Genomic DNA, 26,464 nt, shown 5'->3' on the forward strand with positions numbered 1-26,464 from the left:
GGTGGCCAGCAGCAGCGGATAGGCGTCGGCGAAGCTGACCCGGTCGCCGGTGTCGTGCTCCCGGTCCCCCGGGAGCCGAATGCGGTGGTGTTCCTCGGTGGCCCGCCGGTACTGTCCGGAGCCACCATGACAGCGAGCGGTGAGGTCGAGATGGGCAGCGGTGGCGGAACGACGGTGCTGTGGCGCCCGACCGGACCGGAAGAACTCGACCTCGTTCGCGAATCGGGATGGCGGAAGTGGCCACCGCGCCTGCCGGACCAGCCGATCTTCTATCCGGTCCTCAACGAGGACTACGCGATCATGATCGCCCGCGACTGGAACGTGCCCGCCTCCGGCGTGGGATACGTGACCCGCTTCCACGTCGAGACTGACTTCCTCAGCCGCTACCCCGTACGGCAGGCCGGTGGCGACACGATCCTGGAGCTATGGGTGCCAGCCGAGGAACTCGACGAGTTCAACGCCCACCTCGTCGGCACGATCGAGGTTGTGCACGAGTTCCGGTAGCCGAGCGGCGGCGAGGCCGCACGCATCCACTGACGGGGCCGTAGCGCCCGCAACTCGCCGCGCTGCGAGCTGCCAGGCGGCCCCGTCGCGCACCCGTGGCCACAGCCGCTTCTGGTGAGCTGACCCGGGCAGCTCGACCGGCCCGAGCCGCTGCGCTACCACCAGGTGGAGCCGACCGCAGTGGCGGAGATCGACGTCGACACCGCGTACGAGCACCACCGCTGGCGGCACCGGGTGAGGTACTTGCGCCAACGCCTGGACCTGTCGGCCTGCCCCGCTGCTTCGTTGAAGCAGCGGGGCCACGCAGGTCGGGTCAGTGGACCTCGAAGCTGCGGGTGTCGCTGTAGCTGGCCAGGTGGTCGAGGTCGGGCGGCATGTGAACCCGGTAGTGGTGGGTGCCCTTCGCGGAGGGCTGGATGGTGAACGAGTAGCCGCCGGTCCACGACAACGCCGTGCTGCTCACCGTGGACCAGCTTCCGTCCACGTAACGCTCCAGGCGCACCGTCCTGCCTGGGTGGGCCGGGGACACGCTGCCCGACAGGGTGACCGAGCCGCCGAGGGGCACGGACGTCTTCGACAGCGTGGCAGTGACGGTGGTCTTCACCCAGACCGTCGTGAGGCTGCTCTCCGAACCCAGGTGGGTCGTCGAGCCGCGGTGCTGCCACTTGTAGTCCAGCCCCCACGAGGGCTTGTGGCTGTAGCTCGCCTCGCCTGAGCTGTCAGTGGTCGACGTGGTGATCAACGTCCACTGGCTGGTGCCCTTACGCCTGCCGTAGAGCCGCATCGGAGCGTCCGCGATACCCGCACCGGTGTCCGCGCGGACTGCCGCGCCCGACACCGTCACCGCCGACCCGTGCGCCAGCGACGTGGCGCTGACCGCGATCGTGGTCGTGCTGCCGACCAGGGTCACACTCGGTGCGGCCGACAGCTTGCCGTTGCTGTCCTTGACCCACACCGCGAACGTGTACGTCGTACCCGGCGCCAACCCCGTCGCCGTGGCACTGTTGCCCGTGCCCTCGTACACCGCCGTGCCGGCGGTTGGTGACGACGGCGCCGTCGGGCCCGTGGCACTTCGCACGATCACCTGGTCCAGATCCGTGATCGACGGCAGCGTCCAGGACAGCGTGGCCGAGCCGACACCACCCGTCGCCTTGAGATTCGACACCGTCAGCGGGCCCTCGACGGTGAAGCTGTACGTGGTGACCATGGAGGCGGTGCGGTCGGCCGTGAAGCTGCGGACGCTCAGGACGTACCTGTCGGCGGCCGGCGGCGTCCAGGTCACCGCCGCGCTGCCATCGGCCTCGGCGGCAACGGTGCCGCTGCCCGCGGCAGACCCGTTGCTGACCCACCATTGGTACGAGGTCGAGCCGGGCATGCGCGGTGTGAAGCTGAAGGTGCCCGGGGCGAGGTGACCGCTGCCGGTCGCCGGGAAGTCGGTCGAGGCGACCCGGGGCCCGTCCGTCACGGTCCAGGTCACGCCGTCCGACTCCGTCTGCACGCCGGCGGCGTTGCGGGCGATGACGGTGACGGCCTTGTAGCCACTTCTGGTCGGGGTGAAGCTGAAGGTGGCGGTGCCGTCGGCGGCCGGCTTGACGACCTGGTTGCTGGCCTCGTCGTAGTGGAGCGTCGCCACGTAGTCGACCACGTCGGCCATTCCGCTGCGGGCCGTGAAGGTCGCCGGCGTGCCCAGGTCGGTGCCGCCGGTGCGGGTCACCGTCGGTGCCGCTCCGTCCACGGAGATCGGTTGCCAGCGCGGATGGGAGAGGGTGCCGTCGGCGCTCCGGCTCTGGATCCGCAGGCCGGCGACGCCGGTCTCGGTGGCCGTCCAGGTCACGTCGGCAGTGCCGTCCGGCCGGGCCGGAACGGTGATCTTCTCGATCGGCCGCTGCTCCAGGCTCGAGTATTCCGCCCAGTAGACGTACGCCTCGACGTTCGGCATCCGGGGCGCGAGGCGGAAGGCGAGCGACGACCCGATGACCACGTCGCCGCGCGTGTCCCCGGTGAGCGTCGGGCCGTTGTCGACGATGAACCGGTAGGCGCGGTCCGCGTGCGCCGTGCCGTCGTGCGCGACGCTGTGCACGTAGAGGGTCTGCCAGCCGCCGCGCGTCGGAGCGATCATGACCGTCGCCTTTCCGGTGGCGTCCGCCGGCACGGTTCCCGATGGTCCGCCCTCGTCGATCCGCCATGCGAACGACGCTGTGCCAACGAGCCTGGCGGCGGTGAACTCAAACGCGCCGGGCACGCCGACGTTGTAGTCGAGGTCCGGAGCCAAGTCCTGGTACGCGGCGGAGAAGACCGACGGTCGGGTCTCCTTGACGTAGAACTCGTAGTGGGCCGGCTTTGACCGGTTGCCAGCCCGGTCGATGGCGTAGACGATGAGCGAGTGGTGGCCGGCAGCTCGCGGGCTCCAGCGGACGGTCGCCGGACCGCCGAGCCCTTCGGCGTTCACCGTGCTCTCCACGGGGTCTTCCGCGAGCTCGGCCGAGCCGAACCGGTAAAGGTAGCTGACGGTGTCGGCGGAGACCGGGGCCAGCGCGAACACGCCGGGGACGCCGATCGCGCCGCTGGCGTCGTCCCAGCTGCCTGCGGGATATTCGGCAGAGGTGACGGTCGGTGCCGGGCCACCGCTGCGGTCGACGGTGAAATGGCACGTGTCGCTCCACGCCGACGCTGCCGCGCCATCGAGGACCCGCACCCGCCAGGCGTACGTGACGCCGTCGAGCTGCTTCGCCGCGTCTTCGAGCTGGACGTAGACCTCGCCCTGCTCGCCGACGGTGCGGAGCCACTGCTGCGGATGCTCCGGGTCGGCCACGTCCCACACCTGGAAGTCGGCCTCGAGATGGGGACCCGCACCCGTACGGTCGAAGGTGCCCCGCAGCACGACGGCCTGAGCGTCGTTGAGCCTGGCCGGGCTCAGGTACGGCCCCGGTGCGGCGGTGGCGCACGACTGGCCGGCGGTCTTGAGGTCAGTGGGTGCGCCCGCGGCCGCGGTGGCCGGGGCCGCGGTGAGCCCCACGATCGTTCCGCAGCCAAGTGTCGAGGCCATGATCAGCGCCATGGCACGCTGACGAGCGCGCGGAGCGTTACGCACGTGGTCTCCCAGATTGACGGGTAGCGTTTATCAGCCGCGAAGAGGATCGCATGCCACCGCGACGGAGGACGCCCCGGAACCGTTGCATTGAACGTCAGGTCGCCGCGTCTGGCGGCGGCGTTGTCCAGTGTGGTGACCGGCAAGCGCCGCCAACACCAACAGGCGCAGCCCCAGAGGAGCGCTCAGAGGAAGATCGATCCGCCCATGACCAGTCGTCGACGGCTGGACGCAGCCGGACTCCGCCGGACGAACGACAACGGCCCCCGATCAGCATTCCTGCTGGTCGGGGGCCGTTGGTGCTCCTGGTGGCGGGTAGAGGATTCGAACCTCTGTAGCTTTCGCGACGGATTTACAGTCCGCTCCCATTGGCCGCTCGGGCAACCCGCCAGGGCACCCCACCGCGCCGTAACGCGGCAGCGGAAGCAAGGATAGCGGCTCCCCCCGGCACCGGCGCAACCGGGTACCGTCAGGGGGTCGTACCGCTGGTCAGCGGGGGACGAAGGACCACAGACCGCCGGACAGCAGGAGCATGAGCATGGCAGCGAACCCGTCGTTCGACATCGTGAGCAAGGTCGACCGCCAGGAGGTCGACAACGCTCTCCGCCAGGCGGAGAAGGAGCTCGCGACGCGGTTCGACTTCCGGGGCACCGGCGCCGAGATCTCCTGGTCGGGTGAGGAGGCCATCAGCCTCCAGGCGGAGACCGAGGAGCGGGTGCGGGCGGCGCTGGAGGTCTTCAAGGAGAAGGTGATCAAGCGGAACATCTCGCTGAAGTCGCTGGACGCCGGCGACCCCCGCTCGTCGGGAAAGATCTTCAAGATCGACTGCAAGGTGATCCAGGGCATCGACTCGGACAAGGCGAAGGCCATCAGCAAGAAGATCCGCGACGAGGGCCCGAAGGGCGTCCAGGCCCAGATCCAGGGCGACCAGCTGCGCGTCACCGGCAAGAAGAGGGACGACCTCCAGGCCGTCATCGCGCTGCTCAAGGGCGAGGACTTCGGCGTCGCCCTCCAGTTCACCAACTACCGCTGACACGCGTCCGGTCGGTCCTGCCGCGGCGGGACCGACCGGGCGGCGGCCGGCCGACCCTGACAACCCCGGGTCGAGAGGACCGCGCCGGTTCAGCGGGAGAAGACGAGCAGCAGCACGACCGTCAGGATCGCGCTGATCAGCAGGGATCCGAGGCAGCCCACCCGGTTCGAGAAGAAGACGAACATGCCCGGGTGGTACCCCTCCAACGCGACGGAAATCCCGGGAGCCCGGCCGGAACGTCAGGCGGGGAGCAACTCCTCGCTGCGTACCGCCGTGGCCTCCGCGCGGGCGATGGGCCCGGCGGGCAGGGCCGCGACCCCGGCCCCGACGGCGACCGCCGCCCCGGCGAAGACGAACGCCCAGGGCACCCCGCCGCCGTGGTCGACGATCAGGCCGGCCACCGCGCCGCCGGCGGCGCTGGCGCCCACCGACATGGTCACCACCCAGGTGTACGCCTCGTTCAGCATGCTGGTGGGCGCGACCCGGCCGACCAGGGTGTTCTCCAGGGTGAGCGCGGGCGCGATCGTGGCGCCCCCGATCACCAGGGCGGTGCCCAGCGCCACCGGGGTGGGCATCACCGCGAAGACGGCAAAGCTGGCCGCCACCGCGCCGAGCAGCAGCGAGAACTGCCGGGTCATGTTCCGGGCGGGCTTGCGGACACCGAACCAGAAGCCACCCACGGCGCTGCCGACGCCCCAGACGGCCAGCAGCACCCCGGCGAGGCTGTCGGGGTCGTCGGACGTGTAGGCGGAGGCGAACGCCGGCACGGTCACGCCGGCCGCGCCGAAGGCGATGCCGAGGGTGGCCACGCAGAGCAGCAGCGCCGGGAAGCCGGACACGCGCAGCGGGCCGAGCCCCGTGGTGCGGTGCTCGCGCGGGTGCGGCTGCCAGCCGCGCATCACGCGGCCGAGGGCCACCGCCATCGTGCCCACCAGGGTCACCACGGCGGCGCCGATCAGGGCGGCCCCGGCGTCGGCGAACAGGATGAAGCCGGCGACCAGCAGCGGGCCGAGCACGAAGACGATCTCGAAGAGCGTGGTCTCGGCGGCGAGGGCGGTGTTACGCAGGTGCCACCGGCCGGACGCCGGCGAGGTCAGGTCGTTCCAGGCGCCGCGGATCGCGGCGGTCAGCGGCGGGTAGGTGGCCCCGGCGACGCCGGATGCCACGAAGACCAGCACCAGGCTGCCGGCGTCGGAGCGGGCGGACCAGAGCAGGCCGAGCAGGGCGAACGGGTGGGCGACGGCGGTGCCGACGAGCACCGGGGTGGGGCCGATCCGGTCGGCGATCCGGCCCGCCACGGGGCTGAGCGCGGCGCCGGAGAGGGCGTAGATGGCCCCGGCGACGGCGGCCAATGAGTAGCGGCCGGTGACCTGCTCGACGACCAGCAGCAGCGCCAGCGGCGTCATGCCGATCCCGAGCCTGCCGAGGATGCCGGTGAGCAGCAGCATCGGCGCTCCGGGGATCCGCCAGACGCCCAGGTACTGGCGCAGTGCGGCCACGGTCGACCTCCAGGGGATGTAACGAGTGGGGAACCTTTCGACCCTAACGCCGCCGACGGCGCGAGAGGAACGGTTAACGCGCTCACACGCCTTTCCGCCCGTGTCCGGCGGACCGGACACGGGCGGAAAGGTGATCAGCGCCTCAGCGCTGGAACTGCACGGGGCCGCTGTTGGCGGCCATCCGCTCCAGCCGGGCGACCCGCTCTTCCATCTTGGGGTGGGTGGAGAAGAGCGCCGCCACGGCGCCGCCCTTGAACGGGTTGGCGATCATCAGGTGGGCGGTGCTGGTGAGCTGCCCCTGGGCCGGCAGCGGCCGGCGCTGGGCACCCATGTGGATCTTCCGCAGGGCGCTCGCCAGGGCCAGCGGGTCCCGGGTGAGCTGGGCGCCGGAGGCGTCCGCCTGGAACTCCCGGCTGCGGCTGATCGCCAGCTGGATCACGGTGGCCGCGATCGGGCCGAGGATGATGGTGAGCAGCAGCACGGCCGGGTTCGGGGAGTCCTCGTCGTCGCCACCGCCCAGCGGGATGAACCAGGCGATGTTCGCCAGCATGGTGATGATGCCGGCCAGACCGGCCGCCACGCTGGAGATGAGGATGTCCCGGTTGTAGACGTGCGACAGCTCGTGCCCGATCACGCCGCGCAGCTCGCGGTAGTCGAGGATCTCCGTGATCCCCTGGGTGACGCAGACGGCCGCGTGCTGCGGGTTCCGTCCGGTGGCGAACGCGTTGGGTTGCGACGTCGGGCTCACGTACAGGCGGGGCATGGGCTGCCCGGCCTCGGTGGCCAGCTCGCGGACCATCCGGTACAGCTCAGGGAACTGTGCCTCGCTGACCGGTTGCGCCCGCATCGAGCGCAGCGCGAGCTTGTCGGAGTAGAAGTAGGTGACGCCGTTCATGAGCAGCGAGACGACGACGGCGATGACCAGGCCGCCACTGCCGCCGAACCAGTAGCCCACCGCCAGGATCAGCGACGTGAGCAGGCCGAGCAGCGCGGCGGTCTTCAGACGGTTGTGGTGCACGATCACTCCTTCGGTGCAGCACGGATCGCGCGGGATCCGCTGACCGGTCCAACAACCCGGTACCCGCCAACCATCCGTCTCATGGCTGAGAGTTGCCTGAGATGTCCGGAGTGCCCGCAGGGACTACCGCCCCGCAAGGCGGGTAGGCCGCCCCTACGGGACCGCCGCGTCAGCGGGCGGCGACGTCCAGCACGAGCTGCGGGGCGAGGCCCAGCACCAGCGCCGCCACCGTCGCCACGGCCAGCACCACGCCGACCGTCCGGGCCCGTACGGGCGCCCCCGCGGAGGCGTCAGCGCCTGCGGGGACGGCCCCGACCAGCCTGGCGTCCGCCCCCGCCGCGGCGACCGGGCCGTCGGCCGTGCGGGCCGGGGCATCCGCCCCGGAGGCCGGCGCGGCCCACAGGGTGGCGGTGAGGCGCAGGTAGTAGGCGAGGCCGATCACCGCGTTCACGGCCACCACCACGGCGAGCCAGCCCGCGCCCCCGTCCAGCAGCGAACGGACCACGGTCACCTTGGCGAAGAGGCCGGCCAGGCCCGGCGGCAGGCCGGCGAGCCCGACCAGCGCCAGTCCGAGCGCCGCCGCCCGCCACGGGTGCCGCCGGGCCGCCCCGCGCAGGTCGTCGAGGGTGCCGCCGTCCGCGCCCGCCGGGCGCAGCGCCACCACGGCCGCGAAGGCCGCCAGCTCCAGCACCACGAAGAAGACGGCGTACGCGACGGCGGCCGCGTACGCGGCGGTGCGGGCGTCGGCGGTGCGCCCGGCGGCCAGCGCCAGCGCGCCGAGCGGGGCGAGGATGTAGCCGGCCTGGGCGACCGAGGACCAGGCGAGCAGCCGGACCGTACGCCGCTGGCGCAGCGCCACCAGGTTGCCGACGGTCATCGTCAGCACCGCGAGCAGGGCGAGCACCGGGCCGGTCACGTCGGCCGGCAGCGCGTACTGGACGACGGCGAGCAGGGCCACCACGCCGCCCAGCTTCGAGGCGGTGGACAGGTACGCCGCCACCGGCAGCGGCGCGCCGTCGTAGGTGGTCGGCGCCCAGGCGTGGAACGGCACCGCCGCCACCTTGAACGCCAGCCCCAGCACCACCAGCGCCACGGCGGCGGTGGTGAGCGGCAGGTCCAGCAGGTCGGGCCGGTCGGTGAGGATCGCGCCGATCCGGCCCAGGTGCAGCCCGCCGGTGGCCGCGTAGAGCAGCGCCGCCCCGAGCAGCGTCAGCGTGGTGGCGACCACGCTGACGACGAAGAAGGTGACGGCCGCCTCGGCGCTGGCCAGGCTGTCGCGGCGCAACCCGACGAGGACGTACAGCGGGAGGGTGAGCGTCTCCAGCGCCACGATCAGGGTGATCAGGTCGCCGGCCGCGCCGAGCACGACGCCGCCCGTCATCGAGCAGGCGAGCAGGAAGCAGTACTCCCCCGTCGGCGACTGCCCCGCCCGCAGCAACGGGCCGGACAGGGCCAGCACGCCGAGGGTGAGCAGCGCGACGACGACGGCGACCAGGGCGGCCCGGCCGCCGAAGACGTACGAGCAGTCGGCGCCGACGCAGAACGTCCGGCGCTCGCCCCCGGCGCCGACCAGGACCGTGCCCAGCGCCGTGGCCGCCGCACCGACGGCGGCCGTCGCCAGCGTGACCCGGCCCCGGGCCACCAGCAGGTCGGCCAGCAGCACCAGCACGGCCGTGCCGGCGGCCAGGTACGCCGGGAGCAGCGCCACGTTGTCGACGCTCTGCACCACGCTCACCGCGGCACCTCCCCGTCCCGTCCGTCCCGCCGGCCCGGATCCCTCACCGCAGCACCTCCACCAGGGCGTCGACGGGTGCCTCCGCGACGCCGAGCACCAGGGTCGGGGCCAGGCCGACCGCGAGGGCGAGCAGCACCAGCGGCACCCACGCGACCAGTTCCACGCCGGCCAGGCCGGGGGTCAGCCGCCCGACCGCCGGGCTGGGCCGCCCGTGCGTCACCCGGCGCAGCAGCCGCAGCAGGTACGCGGCGGTGAGCGCCCCGCCGATCGCCGCCAGCACGCCCAGGGTGGTCCAGAGCGCCCCGCCGACCTCGACGGCGGCGACCACGGCGAACGCCTCGCCCCAGAAGCCGGCCAGCCCGGGCAGGCCGAGCGAGGCGACGGCGGCGAAGCCGAGCAGCCCGGCGAGCCGGGGGGCGGTCTCCCGCAGCCCGGACAGCTCGTCCAGCGATCCGGTGTGCGTACGGTCCTTGACCGCCCCGGCGAGGAAGAAGAGCAGGCCTGTGATCACCCCGTGCGCGACGTTGCCGATCAGGGCCGCCTGGATGCCGGTGGCGGTGAGCGTGGCGACCCCGAGCAGCACGAAGCCCATGTGCCCGACGCTGGAGTACGCGATCAGCCGCTTCAGCTCCCGCTGCGCGAGGCAGACCAGCGACCCGACCAGGATCGCCGCCACGGCCAGCACGCCGAGCACCGGGGCGGCCCAGCGGGCGCCCTCCGGGGCCACCCCGACCGCGATCCGGATCAGTCCGTACGTGCCCATCTTGAGCAGCACCCCGGCGAGGACCACGCTGCCGACGGTGGGTGCCTGGGTGTGCGCGTCGGGCAGCCAGGAGTGCAGCGGCCACAGCGGGCTCTTCACCGCGAAGGCCAGCGCGAGCAGCGTGAACGCCGCGAGCTGGGTGCCCCGGGACAACCCCGTCCCGCCGGTGAGCGCCACGACGTCGGCCGTGCCGGCAGCGGACACCACCACGTAGACGCCGACCAGCAGGAGCACCGAGCCGAACAGCGTGTAGAGGGCGAACTTCGCCGCCGCCCGCCGCCGGTCCGCGCCACCCCAGCCGGCGATGATCGCGTACATCGGGAGCAGGACGACCTCGAAGAAGACGAAGAAGAGCACGAGGTCGAGGGCGAGGAAGGTGCCGAGGATGCCGACCTCGACGACCAGCAGCAGGGCCACCAGGGCCCGCCCGCTGCCGCCGTCGGGGACCTTCCACAACGTGTACGCGCAGCACAGCAGCGTGAGCAGCGCGGTCAGCACCACCAACGGCCAGGAGATGCCGTCCACGCCGAGGTGGAAGCGCAGGTCGAGGCCGGGCACCCAGGGCAGGTCGAGCCGGTGCCAGGGGCGCACGGCGGGGGTGCCGGCCGCGTAGGTGGCCCAGGAGCGGTCGCCGAGGAAGAGCAGCGCGGCGGCCACCAGGGTCAGCGCGGCGACGGCCGTGCCGAGGGCCCGGGCCGCCCGGTCCCGGGGCGTCGCCGCCACCGCGAGCGCGCCCAGCGCCGGCAGCGCCAGCACCGCCACCAGCAGGAACTCCCCAAAGCGGACGCCACTCACGGCGCCACCTCAGTTCGCGACTGCCGGGCTCGCAGACCTGGTCCTCTGCTCGCGTTCATGCGGATACTCCGATCAGGACGGCCGCGAGGCCGATCAGCAGCGCCCCGGCCAGCACGCCGACCGCCGCACGCGGCAGCGCCGCGCGGTGCAGCGCCGCCAGGCCGCCGCCGAGGCCGAGCGCGGCCCGGCCGCTGCCCTCGACCGCGCCGTCCACCACCACCTCGTCGGCCGTACGCGCCGCGCGCGCCAGCGCCTTCGTCGGGCGTACGACCAGGGCGCGCTGGACGTCGTCGAGCCGGAACGCGGCGGCGAAGACCGGCCGCAGCGGACCCAGCGCGGTCGCCGGGTCGGCGGCCGGGTCCCGCCGCCAGCGCAGCCAGGCGAGCCCCGCCCCGACGACCAGCAGCGCCAGCGGCAGCAGCAGCTCCGGGCCGCCGTGGATCAGGACCTGCTCGCCGGCCGGCTCGCTGGCGGTGGGCGTGAGCAGCAGTCGACGCGCGAAGGCCCAGTCGAAGCCGGCGAGACCCAGCAGTGCGGCCGGTACGGCGAGCAGCAGCAGCGGCCAACGCATCACGGCGGGCGGGTCGTGCGGGTGGGCCAGCGGCATCCGCGCCTCACCGAGGAAGGTGCGCAGCAGCAGGCGGGTGGCGTACCAGGCGGTGACCGCGACGCCGGCCAGCCCGGCCAGCCACACCAGCCAGCCGACCCAGGACGGGGCCGGGCCGGTGCCGTGCAGGGCGGCCTCCTGGGCGACGGTCAGCACGCCGTCCTTGCTCCAGAAGCCCGACAACGGCGGCACCCCGGCGAGCGCCCCGAGCCCGATCACCGTGCACCAGAAGGTGACCGGCATGCGGCGGCGCAGCCCGCCCATGCGGGACATCAGCGTGGTGCCGACTGCGTGGATGACCGCGCCGGCGGCGAGGAAGAGCAACGCCTTGAACGCGGCGTGGGTGAGCAGGTGGAACAGCGCGGCCGGGGTGGAGCCGACCGCCAGCGCGCCGGTCATGTAGCCGATCTGGGAGACCGTCGACCAGGCCAGTACGCGCTTGAGGTCGTCCTGGGCGGTGGCGGCGAACGCGCCGAGCAGCAGGGTGACCGAGGCCATCACGCCCAGCACCGCCAGCGCCACGGGGGTCGCCGCGAACAGCGGGTAGAGCCGGGTGACGGCGTACACGCCGGCGGCGACCATGGTGGCGGCGTGGATCAGCGCCGAGATCGGCGTCGGGCCGGCCATCGCGTCGGGCAGCCAGGTGTGCAGCGGGAACTGGGCGCTCTTGCCGGCCACCCCGGCGAGCAGCAGCAGGCAGGCGGCGGTCAGCGTGCCGGTGGCGTGGTCGTGGGCGAGCACGTCGGCGATCCGGAAACTGCCCGCCGAGACGCCGAGCAGCGCGATGCCGAGCAGGAAACCGACGTCGCCGACCCGGGTCACCAGGAACGCCTTCATCGCGGCGGCCGGGGCCTCCGGCAGCCGGCGGTCGTGGGCGATGAGCAGGTATGAGCAGATGCCCATCACCTCCCAGCCGACCAGCAGCAGGATCAGGTCGCCGGCGACCACCACCAGCAGCATGGCGGCGGTGAAGAGGCTGATCTGCGCCGCGTACGGCGGGTAGCGGTGGTCGGTGTCGACGTCGTCGTGCGGGCCCCGGCGCAGGTAGCCGATCGAGTAGACCTGCACGGCCAGCGCCACCGCGGTCACCGCGACGGCGACCAGCGCGGCGGCGGAGTCCAGCCGCACCCCGAGGCTGACCGTCAGCCCGCCCAGGTCCACCCAGGTCGTGGACGCCTCGGCGGGCCGGTCGAGGGTGACCAGCAGGGCGACGGCGAGCGCCAGCGCACCGGTCGCCCCCGCCACGCCGAGCGCGATCGCCACCCGCCGCGCCCGGTCGCCGGCGGTCTGGTCGGCGGCGCGCGGCGCCGGCGGCAGCAGCAGGCCGAGCAGGCCCGCCACCAGCGGTACGGCCGGCAGCAGCGCGCCGAGCAGCGTGGTCGTGCTCACCGCTCCCCCTCCGGGCGGTCGGCGGACCCGGGCCGGGTGTCCGGCCCGCCGGTGCTCCCGAGCTCGCCCCCGGCGCCGGCCCCGGCGCCGGCCCCGGCGGTGGCTCCGGCGGTGGCTCCGGCGGTGGCCGGCTCGGCCGCACGTCCGAGCGGCGGGCGCTCGGCCAGCGGCACCTCGTCGACGGCGACGGTGGCCCGCAGCCGGTAGAGCTGGAGCACGATGGCCAGGCCGACCCCGATCTCGGCGGCGGCCAGCACGATCACGAAGAGCGCGAAGACCTGCCCGCCGTGCGGCAGTTGCGCGCGGACGGTGGTGTCGGCGGTGACCAGGATCAGGTTGACCGCGTTGAGCATCAGCTCGACGGCCATCAGCACCAGCACCGCGTTGCGCCGGCGCAGCACGCCGTAGACGCCGAGGCCGAACAGCAGGGCGGCCGTGACGTACGGGATGACGGGCCTCACCGCGACCGCCCGCCGTCGTCGCCCGGACGTCCGCCGCCGACCGCCGTGCCGGAGCCCCCGGGGCCCGGCTCCCCGGCCTTCGGCCGGCCGATGTCGGGGCGGGAGATCACGATGGCGCCGACCAGGGCGGCCAGCAGCAGCACCGAGAGCACCTCGAAGGGCAGCACCCAGCTGCGGAAGATCTGGTCGCCCAGGCGTTCCGCGGTGCCCGCCTCGGGCAGCTCCACGGCCGTCCAGCGGTACGCGTCGACCAGCAGGGCGGCCAGCCCGAGCCCGGTGCCGCCGCCGACCAACGCCGCCGCCCAGCCGGGCCGGTCCAGGTCGTCGGAGGCCCCGATCGGGGCGCGGGTGAGCATCACCGCGAAGAGCAGCAGCACCACGACCGCACCCACGTAGATCAACACCTGCACCCACGCCACCAGCTCGGCGGTGAGCACCAGGTACATCCCGGCCAGCGCGCCGAGGCAGAGCACCAGGTAGAGGCCGGCCCGGACCAGGTGGCGGGTGGCCACCACCAGCACCCCCGAACCGACCGCCAGCGCGCCGAGGGCGAGCAGCAGCACGTCCGCACCCGTCATGCGCCGGCCTCGGGCTCGGGGCGTACGGGCGGGGCGGCGGGACGGGCGGCGGGCGCGGCCGGAACCGCGGCCTTGCGCGCGGCGGCGGTCTCCTCCTTCGCCGGCTCGCCGTTCGGGTCGTGCGCGGGCGGCGGCGGCACGGTGCCCATCCACTGCCCGAGGTGGTCCTTGTCGTGCAGCAGGTCCTTGATGTCGTACTCGGAGTACTCGAACTCCGGCGACCAGTAGAGGGCGTCGAAGGGGCAGACCTCCACGCAGATGCCGCAGTACATGCAGAGTGAGAAGTCGATGTCGAACTTGTCGAGCACGTTGCGTTGGCGGGGGCGGGCGGCGCCGGGCACCGCCACCTCCTCCTTGTGCGAGTCGATGTAGATGCACCAGTCCGGACACTCCCGGGCGCACAGCATGCAGACCGTGCAGTTCTCCTCCAGCAGCGCGATCACCCCGCGCGAGCGGGGCGGCAGCTCGGGGGCGACGTCCGGGTACTGCTGGGTGGTCGAGCGACGCGTCATCGTCTTCAACGTGACCGCGAGCCCCTTCACCAGGCCCGCGCCCGGCAGGCCACGGTCTCCGCCGGCGCCGCCCGGCTCGCTGCGCTCGCTGCGGTCGGTCATGCCGACCATCCTGCCCTGTGGCCGCGGCGCGCGCGACCACCACCCGGGGTCTGCCGGCGGTACGGTGAGGCGGGGAGAACGACGCACCGGAAAGGCCTCGCCATGACCGCCGCGCTGCAGGGCGACCATCCGCCACCGGGCGGGTGGACGGTCGACGACCTCGACCGCCTGCCCGACGACGGCCGCCGCCGCCACGAACTCCTGCGCGGGAACCTCATCGTGTCGCCCTCCCTCACGCGACTCCACCAGTCGATCGCACTGATGCTCGGTGCGGCTCTCCAGGAGAGCTGCCCCGCCGACCTCGACGTCACGCAGGGCGTCGAGGTGCGGCTCTCCCGCACCCGGGCCTTCATCCCCGACGTGCTGGTCACGGAGCTGGACGCGGCCTCGCGCAACCCGTCGCACTACCGCCCCCACGAGGTCATGCTGGTGGTCGAGATCGTCTCCGAGGGGTCGCGGAGCATCGACCGGGTGCTCAAGCCCGCGCTCTACGCCGAGGCCGAGATCCCCTACTTCTGGCGGATCGAGACCGAGTCCGGGATCGTCGTGCACGCCCACAAGCTCGACCCGGCGAAGCGCGTCTACGTCGAGCAGGCCCGGATGACGGACGGCATCCTCGTCCCGGAGCCGTGGGAGATCGACATCCCGCTAAGCAGGATCACGCCCCGGTCCCGCTGATCCCGCCGGGCGCGGGCGGGAGCATCTCCACGCCCAACTGCTGGAGGAGCTGGAACAGCTCGTTGCAGCTCCACACGTCGACGATCCGGCCCGCGTCGTCGAAGCGCAGGAAGCTCGCCCCCGAATAGCTGACCACCTGCCCGGTCGGCGGCACCGGCCCGAACGGCCCGGCCTGGGTGCCCGCGGCCCGCCAGTGCACCGCCACCCGGTCCCCGGCAGCCACCACGTCCACGAGCTTGTAGCGCAGGTCCGGGAAGGCGGCGCGGCGTTCCCGGTGCCACGCCAGCGTCGCCTCCGGGCCGGCCCCGCCCAGCCCCGGGCACTCCGGCGACACCAGCTCGTACGCGGACTCCTCCCGCGCGCCGTTCCACACGTCGGCGATGAAGCGTCGGGCCGCCGCCTCCACATCGATCATCGCGGCAGCCTAACCGCCGGCCGCGGCCCGCCACCGTCGGACGGCGCGACGGCCCAGGTCGGCACTCGGCGCGCCTGAGGTCCGCGCAGCCGCCATGATGGGACGAGCGACGGGCGACGGCGGAGGGGTGGGGGCATGGGCGGCACGACCGAGGGCGGCACGACGGCTGACGCGGGGGGCACCGCCACCAGCGGCGACGAGGTGCTGATGCGGACCGGCGGCAGGTACGTCGAGCCGGGCGGCGAGTTCACCCGCGACCAGCGCTACATCGCCACCCGGATCACCGCCGACGCCCGCGACGGCTGGCCGGTGGAGCCCGGCCGGTACCGGCTGGCGGTCAGCCGCGCCTGCCCCTGGGCGAACCGGCTGATCATCGTACGGCGGCTGCTCGGGCTGGAGGACGCGATCTCGATGGCGGTGGCCGGCCCCACCCACGACAAGCGGAGCTGGACGTTCGACCTCGACCCGGGCGGGCGCGACCCGGTGCTCGGCATCGAGCGGCTGGCCGAGGCGTACTTCGCCCGCTTTCCCGGCTACGAACGGGGCATCACCGTGCCGGCGATCGTGGACGTGCCGACCGGGCAGGTGGTCACCAACGACTTCGGGCAGATGAGCCTCGACCTGTCCACCCAGTGGACGGCGTACCACCGCGAGGGGGCGCCCGACCTCTACCCGGAGCGGCTGCGCGACGAGATCGACGAGGTGAGCGCCGTGCTGTTCCGGGACGTCAACAACGGCGTCTACCGGAGCGGCTTCGCCGGCGACCAGGCCGCGTACGAGAAGGCGTACCACCGGCTGTTCGACCGGCTGGACTGGCTGGGCGAGCGGCTGGCCGGGCAGCGCTACCTGGTCGGGGACACCATCACCGAGGCGGACATCCGGCTGTTCACCACCCTGGTCCGCTTCGACCCGGTCTACCACGGCCACTTCAAGTGCAACCGGAGCAAGCTGACCGAGATGCCGGTGCTCTGGGCGTACGCCCGGGACCTGTTCCAGACGCCGGGCTTCGGCGACACGATCGACTTCGACCACATCAAGCGGCACTACTACGAGGTGCACCGCGACATCAACCCGACCGGGGTGGTGCCGCTCGGCCCGGACCTGGCGAACTGGCTCACCCCGCACGGCCGGGAGGCCCTCGGTGGCCGCCCCTTCGGCGACGGCACCCCGCCCCCGCCTCCCCCGCCCGCCGAGCGCGTCGACCCCGCCCACACCCCGCTGCCCTGACGGGCGGCACGCACCTCCGGCTGCCGCCACGGCCCGTACGCGGTGCCGTGGCGGCCCGGGTGGCACCTTCCGTCGCGGCGGCGGCCCGTCCTACAGCGCGACGCGGACGGCGGCCGTGAGGACGAGCTGCCCCAGGGAGACGGGGACCAGGACGAGCCAGCAGAGGCGCTGGAGCTGGTCCTCGCGCAACCGGGGGTAGGACACCCGGAGCCAGATGATCAGGAACGAGACGGCGAAGACCTTCAGCAGGGTCCACAGCCAGCCGAGCTGCGCGTCGGCGAACGGGCCCTGCCAGCCGCCGAGGAAGAGCACGGTGGTGAGCGCGGCGATCACCACGATGCCGACGTACTCGGCGAGCAGGAAGAACGCGAACCGCAGGCCCGTGTACTCCGTCATGTAGCCGAAGACCAGCTCCGAGTCGGCGACCGGCATGTCGAACGGCGGGCGGCGGATCTCCGCGAGCCCGGCGAGGAAGAAGACGACCATGGCGGGGGCCTGCCAGAGCAGCCACCACGGCTGCCACGCCTCGACGATGCCGGAGAGGCTGAGCGTGCCGGCCGCCATCGCCACCGAGGCGGCGGCCAGCACCAGCGGCAGCTCGTAGCCGAGCAGCTGCGCCGCCCCGCGCAGGCCGCCGAGGAGGCTGTACTTGTTGGCCGACGCCCACGCCGACATCAGCACCGCCACGACGCCCACGCCCACGACGGCCAACACGAAGAACAGGCCGATGTCCAGCGGCTGCCCGACCAGGTCGTCCGGGCCGAGCGGGATCACCAGCAGGACCAGCAGGTAGGGCACGAGCGCGACCGCCGGGGCGAGCCGGAACACCGCCCGGTCCGCCTCGCGGGGCGTGACGTCCTCCTTCTGCACGAACTTCACGCCGTCGGCGACCAGCTGGGCCCAGCCGTGGAAGCCGCCCGCGTACATCGGGCCGAGCCGGCCCTGCATGTGCGCCATCACCTTGTGCTCGGCCTGCCCGACCAGCAGCGGCAGGGTGAGGAAGGCGACCAGCACGCCCCCCACGCGGATGACCAGCTCCAGCCACAGTGGCATCAGGGCGTACCTCCGTCGTCGCCGGACCGCTCCGACGCGGCCGGCCCCTCCGGTGACGGCCGGGCCGCCGGACCTGCGGCGGCCGGGCCGGGCGGCGCCGGGCCGTCGGTGGTGGGGGCGGGCCGGGCGGTACGGGGTGGACGGGCCCCCGGGGCCGGCCGGGCGGGCCGCTCCCGGGCCGGGCGGGCCGGGGTGCCGCCGCGCGGCCCCTCCCCGACCCCGCCCGCGCCGGCCGGCGTCGGCGTCGTACCCCACTCCCCCGGCGCGGGCACGCCCGGCGGGCGGATCGGCCGGCGCCCGCCGCCGGCCTCGGACTCGCCCGGTTCCTTGGCGCCCGGCCACGGCTTCGCCACCCGGGAGGCGAGCACGAACTCCTTGCGCAGCGGGTGCCCCTCGAACTCGGGCGGCAGCAGCAGCGGCGCCAGCCCGCCGTGGCCGGGGAAGTCGATGCCGAACATCTCGTGCGTCTCCCGCTCGTGCCACGCGGCACCCGGGTAGACGCCGACCACCGAGGCGACGGCCGGGGACTCCCGGGGCACCCGGGTACGCAGCAGGAGGCCGTGCCGGCGGGTGGTGGACCAGAGGTGCGCCACCACGTCGAAGCCTTCGGCGAGCTCGTCGACCGCAGAGAGCCAGTCGAAGTAGTCGCAGGCCAGCTCGGCGTCGTCGCGGGCCGCGCGGAGAGCGTCCGGCCAGTTCACCGGCGGTACGTCGACGGTGGCGCGGGCGTGCGCCTGGCCACCGGAGACCGAGGGGGTCACCTCGACGGGCGCGAGCAGCGCGACCATCCGCTGGCCGACCTCTTCCGGAGTCATGCCGCTGATCCTAGGTCCTCCCCCGCACCCCCCACCCAACCGAACGCCCCACCCACCTTCCTTCCCCCGCGCCTCGCTCCGCGCCCCGGGCGGGGCGGGGAGGCGCGGGGCGCGGGGTGAACCCGGGGTGGTCTTGTGGGGCTTTGGCGGCGGGGGGACGGGCGAGGGGGAAGGATGGGGGCGTGCGCGCTGTGACTGTCAACCCGGGGGTCGCCGACTCACTGCGGCTGGTCGAGGACCATCCGGAACCGCTGCCCGAGGAGGGCGCGATCCTGGTCGAGGCGCTGGCGGTGGGGATCTGCGGCACCGACCACGAGATCATCGCCGGCGAGTACGGCGAGGCACCGCCCGGCGCGGACCGGCTGGTGCTGGGGCACGAGTCGCTGGGCCGGGTGCTGGAGGACCCGTCGGGCACCCTGCAACCCGGCGACCTGGTGGCGGGCGTCGTCCGGCACCCCGACCCGGTCCCCTGCCCGAACTGCGCGGTCGACGAGTGGGACATGTGCCGCAACGGCCAGTTCACCGAGCACGGCATCAAGGCCCTGCCCGGTTTCGCCCGGGACCGTTGGCGGCTGCAACCCCGCTTCGCCGTGGGGCTGGACCCGTCCCTCGCCCCGGTCGGCATGCTGCTGGAGCCGACCAGCGTGGTGGCGAAGGCGTGGGAGCACATCGAGCGCATCGGTGCCCGCGCCGAGTGGCAGCCGCGCACCGTACTGGTCACCGGGGCCGGGCCGATCGGCCTACTGGCCGCGCTGCTGGCCACGCAGCGCGGCCTCGCCGTACACGTACTGGACCGCAACACCACCGGGCCGAAGCCGGGTCTGGTACGCGCGCTCGGGGCGACCTACCACACCGAGTCCGTCTGCGAGTTGGACTTCGAGCCGGACGTGGTGCTGGAGTGCACCGGGGCGCCGGTCGTCGTCCTCGACGTGATGTACAAGATCGCGCCGACCGGCATCGTCTGCCTGACCGGCGTCTCCAGCGGTGGTCGGACCATCGACCTCGACGCCGGGGCGCTCAATCGCTCCCTGGTGCTGGAGAACAACGTGGTCTTCGGCTCGGTGAACGCCAACCGCCGGCACTGGGACCTCGCCGCCGCCGCGCTGGCCCGTGCCGACCCGTCCTGGCTCGACGCGCTGATCACCCGCCGGGTGCCCGTGGAGGCGTACGCCGAGGCGTACACCCCCGAGCCGGACGACATCAAGGTGGTGCTGGAGTTCGGCTCCTGACCCGCTCAGAGACCGGGCAGCCGGCCATTGCGGAACAGGTCGACGAAGAGCTGGTGGTCCTGCCGGGCGCGGACGCCGTACGCGTGGGCGAAGTCGACCAGATGCGCCACGAAGCCCGCCTCGTCGGCGTCCACGGCCGCCACGATCGCCTCCTCGGTGGAGTAGTCGACCAGGTCGTGACTGGACTCGTCGTCGGCCACCGAGTGCATCCGGGCGACCGCCCGGCCCAGGTCGGCCAGCACCCCGGCCAGTTCCTCCGGCTCGTTCACGTCGGCCCAGTCGAGGTCGGCCGCGTACGGGGAGACCTCGGCGACGAGCTGGCCGGCCCCGTCCAGCTCGGTGAAGCCCAGCCACGGGTCGGCGTGCGCCTGGAGTGCGCGCTGCGACTCGGCGGTGCGGTGCCCCTGGTGCTGGAAGTAGCCCGCGATCGACTCGTCGGCGATATGCCGGGCCACCGCCGGCACCTGGGCCTGCTTCATGTAGATGACGACGTCGTTCTCCAGCGCCTGGGTGTGCCCCTCCAGCAGCAGGTTGTACGACGGCAGCCCGGCCGAGCCGATGCCCACGCCCTTGCGCAGCACCACGTCCTTGATGTGCGTGGCGACCGGACGGGACTGGGCGGAGGAGGTGGGCAGGGTGCCGAGGTAGTCCTCGAACGCGGCGCAGACCCGCTCCCGGGTCTCGGCGTCGATCTCGAAGACGCCGTCGCCCAGCGAGAACCGGCGCTCGTAGTTGTCGATGGTGGTCTGCGTGGCGAGCAGATCGACCCGGGTGTTGAGCCGCGCCTGCTGGAGCACCCGGCGCAGCACGCCGTCGGCGTTGTCCAGGGTGATCGAGCCGATCGCGTCGTCGCCACCGGCGGCGATGGCCCGCAGCTCGGTCAGGTACGACTGCGCGAAGCCGGTGACCAGGTCGCTGATCGCCCGGTCGGAGAGCGCCTTGGCGTAGCCGAGCAGCGCCACGCTGGCCGCGAGCCGCTTGAGGTCCCAGCTGAACGGCCCCACGTACGCCTCGTCGAAGTCGTTGACGTTGAACACCAGCTGCCCGGAGGCGTTCATGTACGTGCCGAAGTTCTCCGCGTGCAGGTCGCCGTGGATCCACACCCGGCTGGTGCGGTCGTCGAGGAACCGGTCGTCGGCGAAGTCGCCGACCTGGTCGGCGTAGAAGAGCGAGGCGCTGCCCCGGTAGAAGGCGAACGGCGACGCGGCCATCTTGCGGAACTTGCGCCGGAAGGCGGCCGGGTCGAGAGCCATCGACGCGCCGAACTCCTCGGTGAGTACGTCGACGATGTGGGCGGAACGCTGGTCGGCGGAGTGGTTCATGGTGCGCAGGCTAGCCCCCGCCGGCCAACCCGGGCCCTCGTCCGACCGGACGGTACGGCTCAGGAGGCGGGCGGGCGCACCGGCGGGGCGGTCAGCGACTCCGCAGAGCGCGGTGGCACGCCGCCGTCGGACGGCGCGGCGTCGACCGGCGCGGCGAGCGCGTCGGGCCGGGGCACGCCGCCGATGCCGGACTGCTCGGCGGCGATCTTCTCCTGGAGACGCAGGATGCCGTGCAGCAGCGCCTCGGGCCGGGGCGGGCAGCCGGGCACGTAGACGTCGACCGGGATGAGCTGGTCGACGCCCTTGGTCACCGAGTACGAGTCCCAGTAGGGGCCGCCGCAGTTGGAGCACGCGCCGAACGAGATGACGTACTTCGGCTCGGGCATCTGGTCGTAGAGCCGCTTGATCGCCGGGGCCATCTTGTCGGTGACCGTCCCGGAGACGACCATGAGGTCGGCCTGCCGGGGCCCGTGCGCGAACGGGATCACGCCCAGCCGCATGAAGTCGTGCCGGCCCATGCTGGTGGCGATGAACTCGATCGCGCAGCAGGCCAGGCCGAAGTTGAAGACCCAGAGCGAGTAGCGGCGGCCCCAGTTCAGCACGAACCGGATCGGCTCACCGAGCACTCCCGGCACCTGCACGACCGCCCCCTTCCCGAGCACCGCCCCAAGTCAACCACAGCCCGTGGCGGCACCGGTCGACCCGTCGACCGCCGACCGTCGCCGTCGGATCCACGACCGCGCCGGCCGCAACCGGCCGGAGCCCGGTGGAGTGTTACCGCCGCCAGACAGCCACGGTGGCTCGAACGGGGAGGGACAGTGACAGTGACGATGGGAGCCCGCGCCAACGAACCACCCCCGACGGTCGACGCGCGGGCCGCCGAGGGCGGTGCGCCGATCACCTTCGACGACTTCTACCACGCGCACTTCCGGGGCGTCACCGCGCAGCTCTGCGCGTACACCGGCGACCTGGGCCAGGCCCAGGACCTGGCCCAGGAGGCGTTCTGCCGGGCGCTCGCCCGGTGGGACCGGCTGTCCCGCTACGACGACCCGGTGGCCTGGATCCGGCGGGTGGCCTGGAACCTCGCGCGCAGCCGGTGGCGCCGGCTGCGTACCGCCCGCGGCCACCTGCTGCGACAGCGGCGGGTGGAGACGCAGGTCGCGGGACCGACGCCGGACCGGGTGGACATCGAGAGGGCACTCGCGGCGCTGCCGGCGAACCACCGGCGGGCCGTCGTCCTGCACTACCTGGCCGACATGTCCGTCGCCCAGATCGCGGCGCAGGAGGGGGTCGCGGAGGGCACGGTCAAGTCGTGGCTGCACCGGGGCCGCGCCGCCCTGGCCACCCTGCTCGACGAGAACCCGGAGGGAGTCGGTCATGCCTGAGCAGGACCCGCTGCGGGCGCGCTTCGCCGCGTACCGCGGAGATCTGACGGACCGGATCGACGGTCCGGGTCCGGACGCGGCCCGGCGCACGCTGCGGCGTCGCCGCCGCGCCACCGTCGCGACCGGGGCCCTCGCCGTCGCGCTGGTGGTGGCCCCGATCGCCGCCGGCGCGGCGATGCGGGACGCCCCGCCCCCGGGACCGCCCGCGTCCACGCCGACGGCCGGGCCGACCTCGTCACCGTCGCCCGAGCCCTCGCCCGACGCGTCGCGGCCGCCGTCGTCGCCAACTGCGCCGACCGCGCCGGACGGCCGGATCACCGGCCGGCAGCTGCGCGCCGCCGCGCTCGACCTGCCGGCGTGGGCCGGCCGGAGCTGCGCCGACACCACGCGGGTCACCCTGCTTCCCGCCGCCACGACGGAGGTGGACCGGCCGTACCTGATCAGCATCACGCACGGCGACGTCGACGCCGACGGGGCCACCGAGACGCTGGCCCTGCTCGGCTGCCGCATCGGCGAGGCGTCGGCGAAGCAGGTGGTCGCCTTCGACCGGGACGCCGCCGGGCGGATCGTCGCGCTCGGGCGGGTGACCCGGACGCACGAGGAGGGTGACGGCGGCTTCGAGGACGTCCGCGCCGTCGCCGTGGCCGGCGGGAAGGTCCGCGTCCAGGTCGCCGACATCCAGCCCTGTTGCAGCATCCCGACGTACTGGGCGCGACAGCAGTGGCGGACGTACGGCTGGGACGGCGAGCGGTTCACCCAGACCGCCGGGTCGACCACCTGGGGCCGGGACTCCCGCCTCACCGACCTGGCGATCTCCGCCGGGCCACTCGTCCTCGAGCCGGCGGATCAGCTCGGCCGACGGCGGGGCACGGTGACGTTGACCGTGACCAACCGGGGATCCGTCGACGCGGACCGAGTCGCCTTCCACGAGCTGGAGCGCGTCGGCACGCCCGACGGCGGCGACTGGGACCGGTGCGAGCCGGCCCGGGAAAGGTCGGACTGGCCGCCGTGCCTGACCGACGGGGTGCCGGCCGGGGAGCGCCGGAGCTGGACCTTCCGTTTCCGCGTAGAGCCGGAGGGCCCGGGGGCGGACGTGTCGGCCCGGGTGGTCCACCACAGCGCCGACCACCGCTACTGGCCGGACCTGGCACCCGGGGACAACCAGGTCGACGTCCGCGTGGACGGGTGATCCGGCGGCGTCCACCCGACGGGGTGGACGCCGCCGCCGCTCACCAGGCGGGGCGTTGCAGCAGGCCGACGAACTCCACCAGCAGCCGTTCCCGTAGCGCCGGCGGCGCGGCGTCGAGCAGGGTGTTCACCACCGCCATCCGTCCGGGCGTCGGCCCTGCGGGCCCGGTGCCGTTCCCGGGGTCGGCGGGGTCGGCGGCCTCTTCGGGACCGGCGGGGCCCGGGGCCTGTCCGGCACCGGCGGTGTCGGCGGGTGCGGGGCCGGTCAGGCCCAGCCCGGCGGCCAGGCCGGCCACCAGGTCGGGGGTGAGCGCGTCGGGGGTCAGCGTGGTCGCGAGGGCCAGCAGCTCGGCGGGGAGCGCCACCGGCCCGGCGGCCCGGGTGGCGGCCACGGCGGCGGCGAGGTCCGGGCCGAACTCGGCCACCCGCGGCGCCACCGCGGCGGTCACCGTCAGGTGCACGCTCGGCGGCAGATCGGCGTACGACAGCTGGGGCTGGGTGTGCCAGCCGCGGGCGGCCAGCTCGTCGACCAGCACGAAGAGGTCGAGCCCCGCGTCGGTGGCGGTGAAGCAGACCACGGTCGACTCCGGCTCGGCCATCAGCCGCAGCCCGTCGGTCGCGCGCACGGCGTCGGCCAGGCCGGCGACGGCGTCCCGGGTGGCCGCCGCGAGCCGCAGGTACCCGTCGTCGCCGAGGTGCCGCAGGGTGGCGTACGCGGCGGCGATCGGGCCGCCGGAGCGGGTGGAGGCGATGACCGGGTTGACCATCGTGTAGCCGGGCCAGTCGGCGTACGCGAAGTACTGCGGGGCGCGCAGCGCCGCATCGCGGTGCAGCAGCACCGACACGCCCTTCGGGGCGTACGCGTACTTGTGCAGGTCCACGGAGATCGAGGTGACCCCCGCGACGGCGAAGTCGAACGGCGGCACGTCCACCCCGAGCCGGCGCAGGTACGGCAGGGTCCAGCCGCCGAAGCAGGCGTCCACGTGGCAGCGCACCCCGGCCGTGGCGGCGGCCTCGGCGATCCCGGCGACGGGGTCGACGACGCCGTGCGCGTACGAGGGGGCGGAGCAGGCCACCAGCACCGTGTCGGGGCCGATGGCGGCAGCCACGTCGGCGGCGGCCGGCCGCAGCGTCGACGCCGACACGGGCACCGTGTCCACGGCGACCCGCAGGTAGTGCGCCGCCTTGGCGAACGCGGCGTGGGCGCTGGCCGGCACCACGATCCGGGGCGCGGCGATCTCCGGGTGGGCGTCCCGGGCCGCCTTGACGGCCAGGATCAACGACTCCGTGCCGCCGCTGGTGACGCTGCCGACGACGTCCGGCGCGGCGCTGCCGGGGCCGCCGCCGAGCAGCCGCGCGGCCGCGCCGACCAACGCGTTCTCCATCGCCAGCAGCGACGGGAAGGCGGTCGGGTCCAGCCCGTTGACGTGGGCGCTGCCGGCGTACGCGGCGGCGGCCAGCTCGTCCAGGCCGGGCACCGCCGGGTCGTAGACGTACGCGAACAGCCGCCCCCCGTGCGTGGGCCGGTCGGCGGCCCGCAGCGCCCGTAGCTCCGCCAGCACCCGCTCGGCGGGCAGGCCGTTCCCGGGCAGCGCCCGCCGGTCAGCTTCGTCGTCGATCATGGAGTTGCGGTGCCCTTTCCGTGGTGTTCAGCGGCTTTCGTCCCCACCACGACTGCGCCGGCAGTGGGGGTGGGGTGGGGGTGACCGGGTGGGGTCAGGTTGTAGGGGCGGAGGAAGAGGACCGCCAGGCCCACCAGGAGGGCGGGGAGGACCGTGAAACCGATCAGGATGCCCAGTCGGGCGGTGTCGGACTGGGCGGCCGCCGTGCCGGTGTCGGAGGACACGTAGCCGGTGAGCTGGAGCACCAGGCCGAAGATGCCCGGCCCGAGGGCCAGCCCGAAGGTCTCCCCGGCCGTCCAGACCCCCGTGAAGACGCCCGCCTGCCGCCGGCCGGTGCGTGCCGTGTCGTACGCGATGCAGTCCGGGAGCATGGCGAGGGCGAACACCTGCTGCCCGGCGTAGCCGACGCCGATCAGCGCCACCAGCGGATAGACCGCGATGGCGGGCAGCACCGGGGCGGCGACCAGGGCCAGCGCGCCCGCCGCGAAGATCAGCGACGCCGCGACCAGGGCGGCGAGCTTGCCGACCCGCGCACCGACCCGGGTCCAGAGCGGCATCACCAGCAGCGCCGGCGCGACGAAGCAGGCGAACAGGATGGTCGGCCCGCCCTCGGGGTCGCGCAGGATCTGCTCGGCGAAGTAGTTGACCCCGGCGAGGACGGTGGCGACCCCGGCGGACTGCACCACGAAGCAGACCAGCAGCGCCCGGAACGGCCGGTTGCCGGCGACGACGGCGAGCTGGGCGCGCAGCGTCGGCTCGCTCTCCGCCACCGTGCCGCCGGGAGCGGACCGGGTGCCGAGGAACGCGCCGACCGCGCCGAGCACGATCAGCCCGGCGACGAAGAGGCCCATCCAGCGGTGCCCGGGCAGGCCACCGCCGCCGGCGTCGCGCACCAGCGGGGCCACCGCGCCGGAGACCAGGATGGCCAGCGCCAGCACCGCGATCCGCCAGCTCATCAGCCGGGTACGTTCGGCGTAGTCGTCGGTCAGCTCCGCCGGCATCGCCACGTACGGGACCTGGAAGAAGGCGAACGCGGTGGCCGTGGCGAGGAAGGCGACCGCCACGTACGCCCCGGCGGCCGGCCCGGCGTCGAAGGGCGCGGCGAAGATGGCGGCGAAGAGCAGGCCGAGGGCGAGCCCGGCGACCAGCAGGTACGGCCGACGGGCGCCCCAGCGCGACCGGGTGCGGTCGGAGATCCGGCCGGCGACCGGGTTGACCAGCACGTCCCACGCCTTCGGCAGGAGCACCAGCAGGGCGGCCGCGCCCGCCGCGACGCCGAGGGTGTCGGTCAGGTACGGCAGCAGGAGCAGGCCGGGCACGGTGCCGAAGGCGCCGGTGGCCAGCGATCCGAGCGCGTAACCGGCGTGTACCCGGCGCGGCAGCGCGCCAACGACCGGACCAGCTCCACCCGACGGCGCGTCCATGGCGCCGAATGTTACTCACGTT

23 protein-coding genes and 1 tRNA gene are annotated in these 26,464 nt (G+C 73.9%); 7 read left to right on the top strand and 17 right to left on the bottom strand.

Annotated elements, in window-relative coordinates; all coding sequences use genetic code 11:
• Positions 1 to 150: 150 nt before the first annotated feature.
• The gene (locus tag ACTMS2_RS15665) at positions 151 to 504 is read left to right on the top strand and encodes a hypothetical protein (RefSeq protein WP_441176257.1); all 354 of its coding nucleotides are present in this window, start codon (positions 151 to 153) and stop codon (positions 502 to 504) included.
• Between the two features lie 313 nt (positions 505 to 817).
• Here the strand turns inward: ACTMS2_RS15665 and ACTMS2_RS15670 are convergent, their stop codons facing one another.
• A complete protein-coding gene (locus tag ACTMS2_RS15670) occupies positions 818 to 3,550 on the bottom strand; it encodes a hypothetical protein (RefSeq protein ID WP_441176027.1) in 2,733 nt (910 codons plus the stop codon).
• Between the two features lie 348 nt (positions 3,551 to 3,898).
• Positions 3,899 to 3,982 (bottom strand) — tRNA-Tyr (locus ACTMS2_RS15675).
• Between the two features lie 148 nt (positions 3,983 to 4,130).
• Between ACTMS2_RS15675 and ACTMS2_RS15680 the strand changes: the two genes are divergently transcribed.
• Positions 4,131 to 4,625: a YajQ family cyclic di-GMP-binding protein gene (locus ACTMS2_RS15680; RefSeq protein WP_089003198.1), complete on the top strand. Its 495-nt coding sequence runs from the start codon at positions 4,131 to 4,133 to the stop codon at positions 4,623 to 4,625.
• Positions 4,626 to 4,864: 239 nt separating this feature from the next.
• On the opposite strand, the gene ACTMS2_RS15685 is transcribed toward ACTMS2_RS15680, so the two are convergent.
• The 8 genes from ACTMS2_RS15685 to ACTMS2_RS15720 form a co-directional block, all read right to left on the bottom strand.
• Positions 4,865 to 6,124 (bottom strand): MFS transporter, encoded by a 1,260-nt coding sequence (locus ACTMS2_RS15685; protein WP_441176028.1) that lies wholly within the window; start codon positions 6,122 to 6,124, stop codon positions 4,865 to 4,867.
• 142 nt (positions 6,125 to 6,266) lie between these two features.
• Positions 6,267 to 7,142: a zinc metalloprotease HtpX gene (htpX, locus tag ACTMS2_RS15690; RefSeq protein ID WP_441176029.1), complete on the bottom strand. Its 876-nt coding sequence runs from the start codon at positions 7,140 to 7,142 to the stop codon at positions 6,267 to 6,269.
• A gap of 169 nt (positions 7,143 to 7,311) precedes the next feature.
• Positions 7,312 to 8,877 (bottom strand): NADH-quinone oxidoreductase subunit N, encoded by a 1,566-nt coding sequence (locus tag ACTMS2_RS15695; protein ID WP_441176030.1) that lies wholly within the window; start codon positions 8,875 to 8,877, stop codon positions 7,312 to 7,314.
• A gap of 43 nt (positions 8,878 to 8,920) precedes the next feature.
• Positions 8,921 to 10,435 carry a complex I subunit 4 family protein gene (locus tag ACTMS2_RS15700; RefSeq protein ID WP_441176031.1) on the bottom strand — a complete coding sequence of 505 codons (1,515 nt, stop codon included), beginning with the start codon at positions 10,433 to 10,435 and terminating at the stop codon, positions 8,921 to 8,923.
• 55 nt (positions 10,436 to 10,490) lie between these two features.
• Positions 10,491 to 12,431 carry an NADH-quinone oxidoreductase subunit 5 family protein gene (locus ACTMS2_RS15705; protein ID WP_441176032.1) on the bottom strand — a complete coding sequence of 647 codons (1,941 nt, stop codon included), beginning with the start codon at positions 12,429 to 12,431 and terminating at the stop codon, positions 10,491 to 10,493.
• On the bottom strand, positions 12,428 to 12,892 hold the full coding sequence (nuoK, locus tag ACTMS2_RS15710; protein ID WP_441176033.1) for an NADH-quinone oxidoreductase subunit NuoK: 465 nt from the start codon (positions 12,890 to 12,892) through the stop codon (positions 12,428 to 12,430). Before nuoK ends, ACTMS2_RS15705 begins: the two co-directional genes overlap by 4 nt.
• A complete protein-coding gene (locus ACTMS2_RS15715) occupies positions 12,889 to 13,470 on the bottom strand; it encodes an NADH-quinone oxidoreductase subunit J family protein (protein ID WP_441176034.1) in 582 nt (193 codons plus the stop codon). The genes nuoK and ACTMS2_RS15715 overlap by 4 nt, the downstream gene beginning before the upstream one ends.
• On the bottom strand, positions 13,467 to 14,093 hold the full coding sequence (locus tag ACTMS2_RS15720) for a NuoI/complex I 23 kDa subunit family protein (protein WP_334607456.1): 627 nt from the start codon (positions 14,091 to 14,093) through the stop codon (positions 13,467 to 13,469). Before ACTMS2_RS15720 ends, ACTMS2_RS15715 begins: the two co-directional genes overlap by 4 nt.
• Positions 14,094 to 14,186: 93 nt before the next feature.
• On the opposite strand from ACTMS2_RS15720, the gene ACTMS2_RS15725 reads away from it, so the two are divergent.
• Positions 14,187 to 14,762 carry a Uma2 family endonuclease gene (locus ACTMS2_RS15725; protein ID WP_441176035.1) on the top strand — a complete coding sequence of 192 codons (576 nt, stop codon included), beginning with the start codon at positions 14,187 to 14,189 and terminating at the stop codon, positions 14,760 to 14,762.
• Here the strand turns inward: ACTMS2_RS15725 and ACTMS2_RS15730 are convergent.
• On the bottom strand, positions 14,743 to 15,177 hold the full coding sequence (locus tag ACTMS2_RS15730) for an ester cyclase (RefSeq protein WP_357972676.1): 435 nt from the start codon (positions 15,175 to 15,177) through the stop codon (positions 14,743 to 14,745). The two genes, ACTMS2_RS15725 and ACTMS2_RS15730, sit on opposite strands and share 20 nt — an antisense overlap.
• A gap of 135 nt (positions 15,178 to 15,312) precedes the next feature.
• On the opposite strand from ACTMS2_RS15730, the gene ACTMS2_RS15735 reads away from it, so the two are divergent.
• Positions 15,313 to 16,404: a glutathione S-transferase family protein gene (locus ACTMS2_RS15735; protein ID WP_441176036.1), complete on the top strand. Its 1,092-nt coding sequence runs from the start codon at positions 15,313 to 15,315 to the stop codon at positions 16,402 to 16,404.
• A 90-nt stretch (positions 16,405 to 16,494) separates the two neighbouring features.
• Here ACTMS2_RS15735 and ACTMS2_RS15740 read toward each other — a convergent pair whose 3' ends face one another.
• Together ACTMS2_RS15740 and ACTMS2_RS15745 are read right to left on the bottom strand one after the other, a co-directional pair.
• Positions 16,495 to 17,457 (bottom strand): complex I subunit 1/NuoH family protein, encoded by a 963-nt coding sequence (locus ACTMS2_RS15740; protein WP_357883232.1) that lies wholly within the window; start codon positions 17,455 to 17,457, stop codon positions 16,495 to 16,497.
• Entirely contained in the window at positions 17,457 to 18,272 is an 816-nt protein-coding gene (locus ACTMS2_RS15745) for an NADH-quinone oxidoreductase subunit C (RefSeq protein ID WP_441176037.1), read from the bottom strand. The genes ACTMS2_RS15740 and ACTMS2_RS15745 overlap by 1 nt, the downstream gene beginning before the upstream one ends.
• 182 nt (positions 18,273 to 18,454) lie before the next feature.
• Between ACTMS2_RS15745 and ACTMS2_RS15750 the strand changes: the two genes are divergently transcribed.
• Positions 18,455 to 19,501 carry a glucose 1-dehydrogenase gene (locus tag ACTMS2_RS15750; RefSeq protein ID WP_441176038.1) on the top strand — a complete coding sequence of 349 codons (1,047 nt, stop codon included), beginning with the start codon at positions 18,455 to 18,457 and terminating at the stop codon, positions 19,499 to 19,501.
• A 5-nt stretch (positions 19,502 to 19,506) separates the two neighbouring features.
• Here the strand turns inward: ACTMS2_RS15750 and ACTMS2_RS15755 are convergent, their stop codons facing one another.
• Both ACTMS2_RS15755 and ACTMS2_RS15760 read right to left on the bottom strand, forming a co-directional pair.
• Positions 19,507 to 20,823, bottom strand: coding sequence for a DUF2252 domain-containing protein (locus ACTMS2_RS15755; protein WP_363896811.1), 1,317 nt, complete (start codon positions 20,821 to 20,823; stop codon positions 19,507 to 19,509).
• A 59-nt stretch (positions 20,824 to 20,882) separates the two neighbouring features.
• On the bottom strand, positions 20,883 to 21,464 hold the full coding sequence (locus tag ACTMS2_RS15760; protein ID WP_357714716.1) for an NADH-quinone oxidoreductase subunit B: 582 nt from the start codon (positions 21,462 to 21,464) through the stop codon (positions 20,883 to 20,885).
• A gap of 189 nt (positions 21,465 to 21,653) precedes the next feature.
• On the opposite strand from ACTMS2_RS15760, the gene ACTMS2_RS15765 reads away from it, so the two are divergent.
• Together ACTMS2_RS15765 and ACTMS2_RS15770 are read left to right on the top strand one after the other, a co-directional pair.
• Positions 21,654 to 22,208 (top strand): SigE family RNA polymerase sigma factor, encoded by a 555-nt coding sequence (locus tag ACTMS2_RS15765; RefSeq protein WP_441176258.1) that lies wholly within the window; start codon positions 21,654 to 21,656, stop codon positions 22,206 to 22,208.
• Positions 22,201 to 23,397: a hypothetical protein gene (locus ACTMS2_RS15770; protein ID WP_441176039.1), complete on the top strand. Its 1,197-nt coding sequence runs from the start codon at positions 22,201 to 22,203 to the stop codon at positions 23,395 to 23,397. The genes ACTMS2_RS15765 and ACTMS2_RS15770 overlap by 8 nt, the downstream gene beginning before the upstream one ends.
• Before the next feature lie 40 nt (positions 23,398 to 23,437).
• Here ACTMS2_RS15770 and ACTMS2_RS15775 read toward each other — a convergent pair whose 3' ends face one another.
• Both ACTMS2_RS15775 and ACTMS2_RS15780 read right to left on the bottom strand, forming a co-directional pair.
• Complete coding sequence (locus tag ACTMS2_RS15775; RefSeq protein WP_441176040.1) at positions 23,438 to 25,018, bottom strand: pyridoxal phosphate-dependent decarboxylase family protein; 1,581 nt, start codon at positions 25,016 to 25,018, stop codon at positions 23,438 to 23,440.
• Entirely contained in the window at positions 25,015 to 26,442 is a 1,428-nt protein-coding gene (locus ACTMS2_RS15780) for an MFS transporter (RefSeq protein WP_441176041.1), read from the bottom strand. Before ACTMS2_RS15780 ends, ACTMS2_RS15775 begins: the two co-directional genes overlap by 4 nt.
• Positions 26,443 to 26,464: the final 22 nt, after the last annotated feature.

The organism is Micromonospora sp. SD12 (assembly GCF_052068495.1).
Taxonomy (GTDB): Bacteria; Actinomycetota; Actinomycetes; order Mycobacteriales; family Micromonosporaceae; genus Micromonospora; species Micromonospora echinofusca.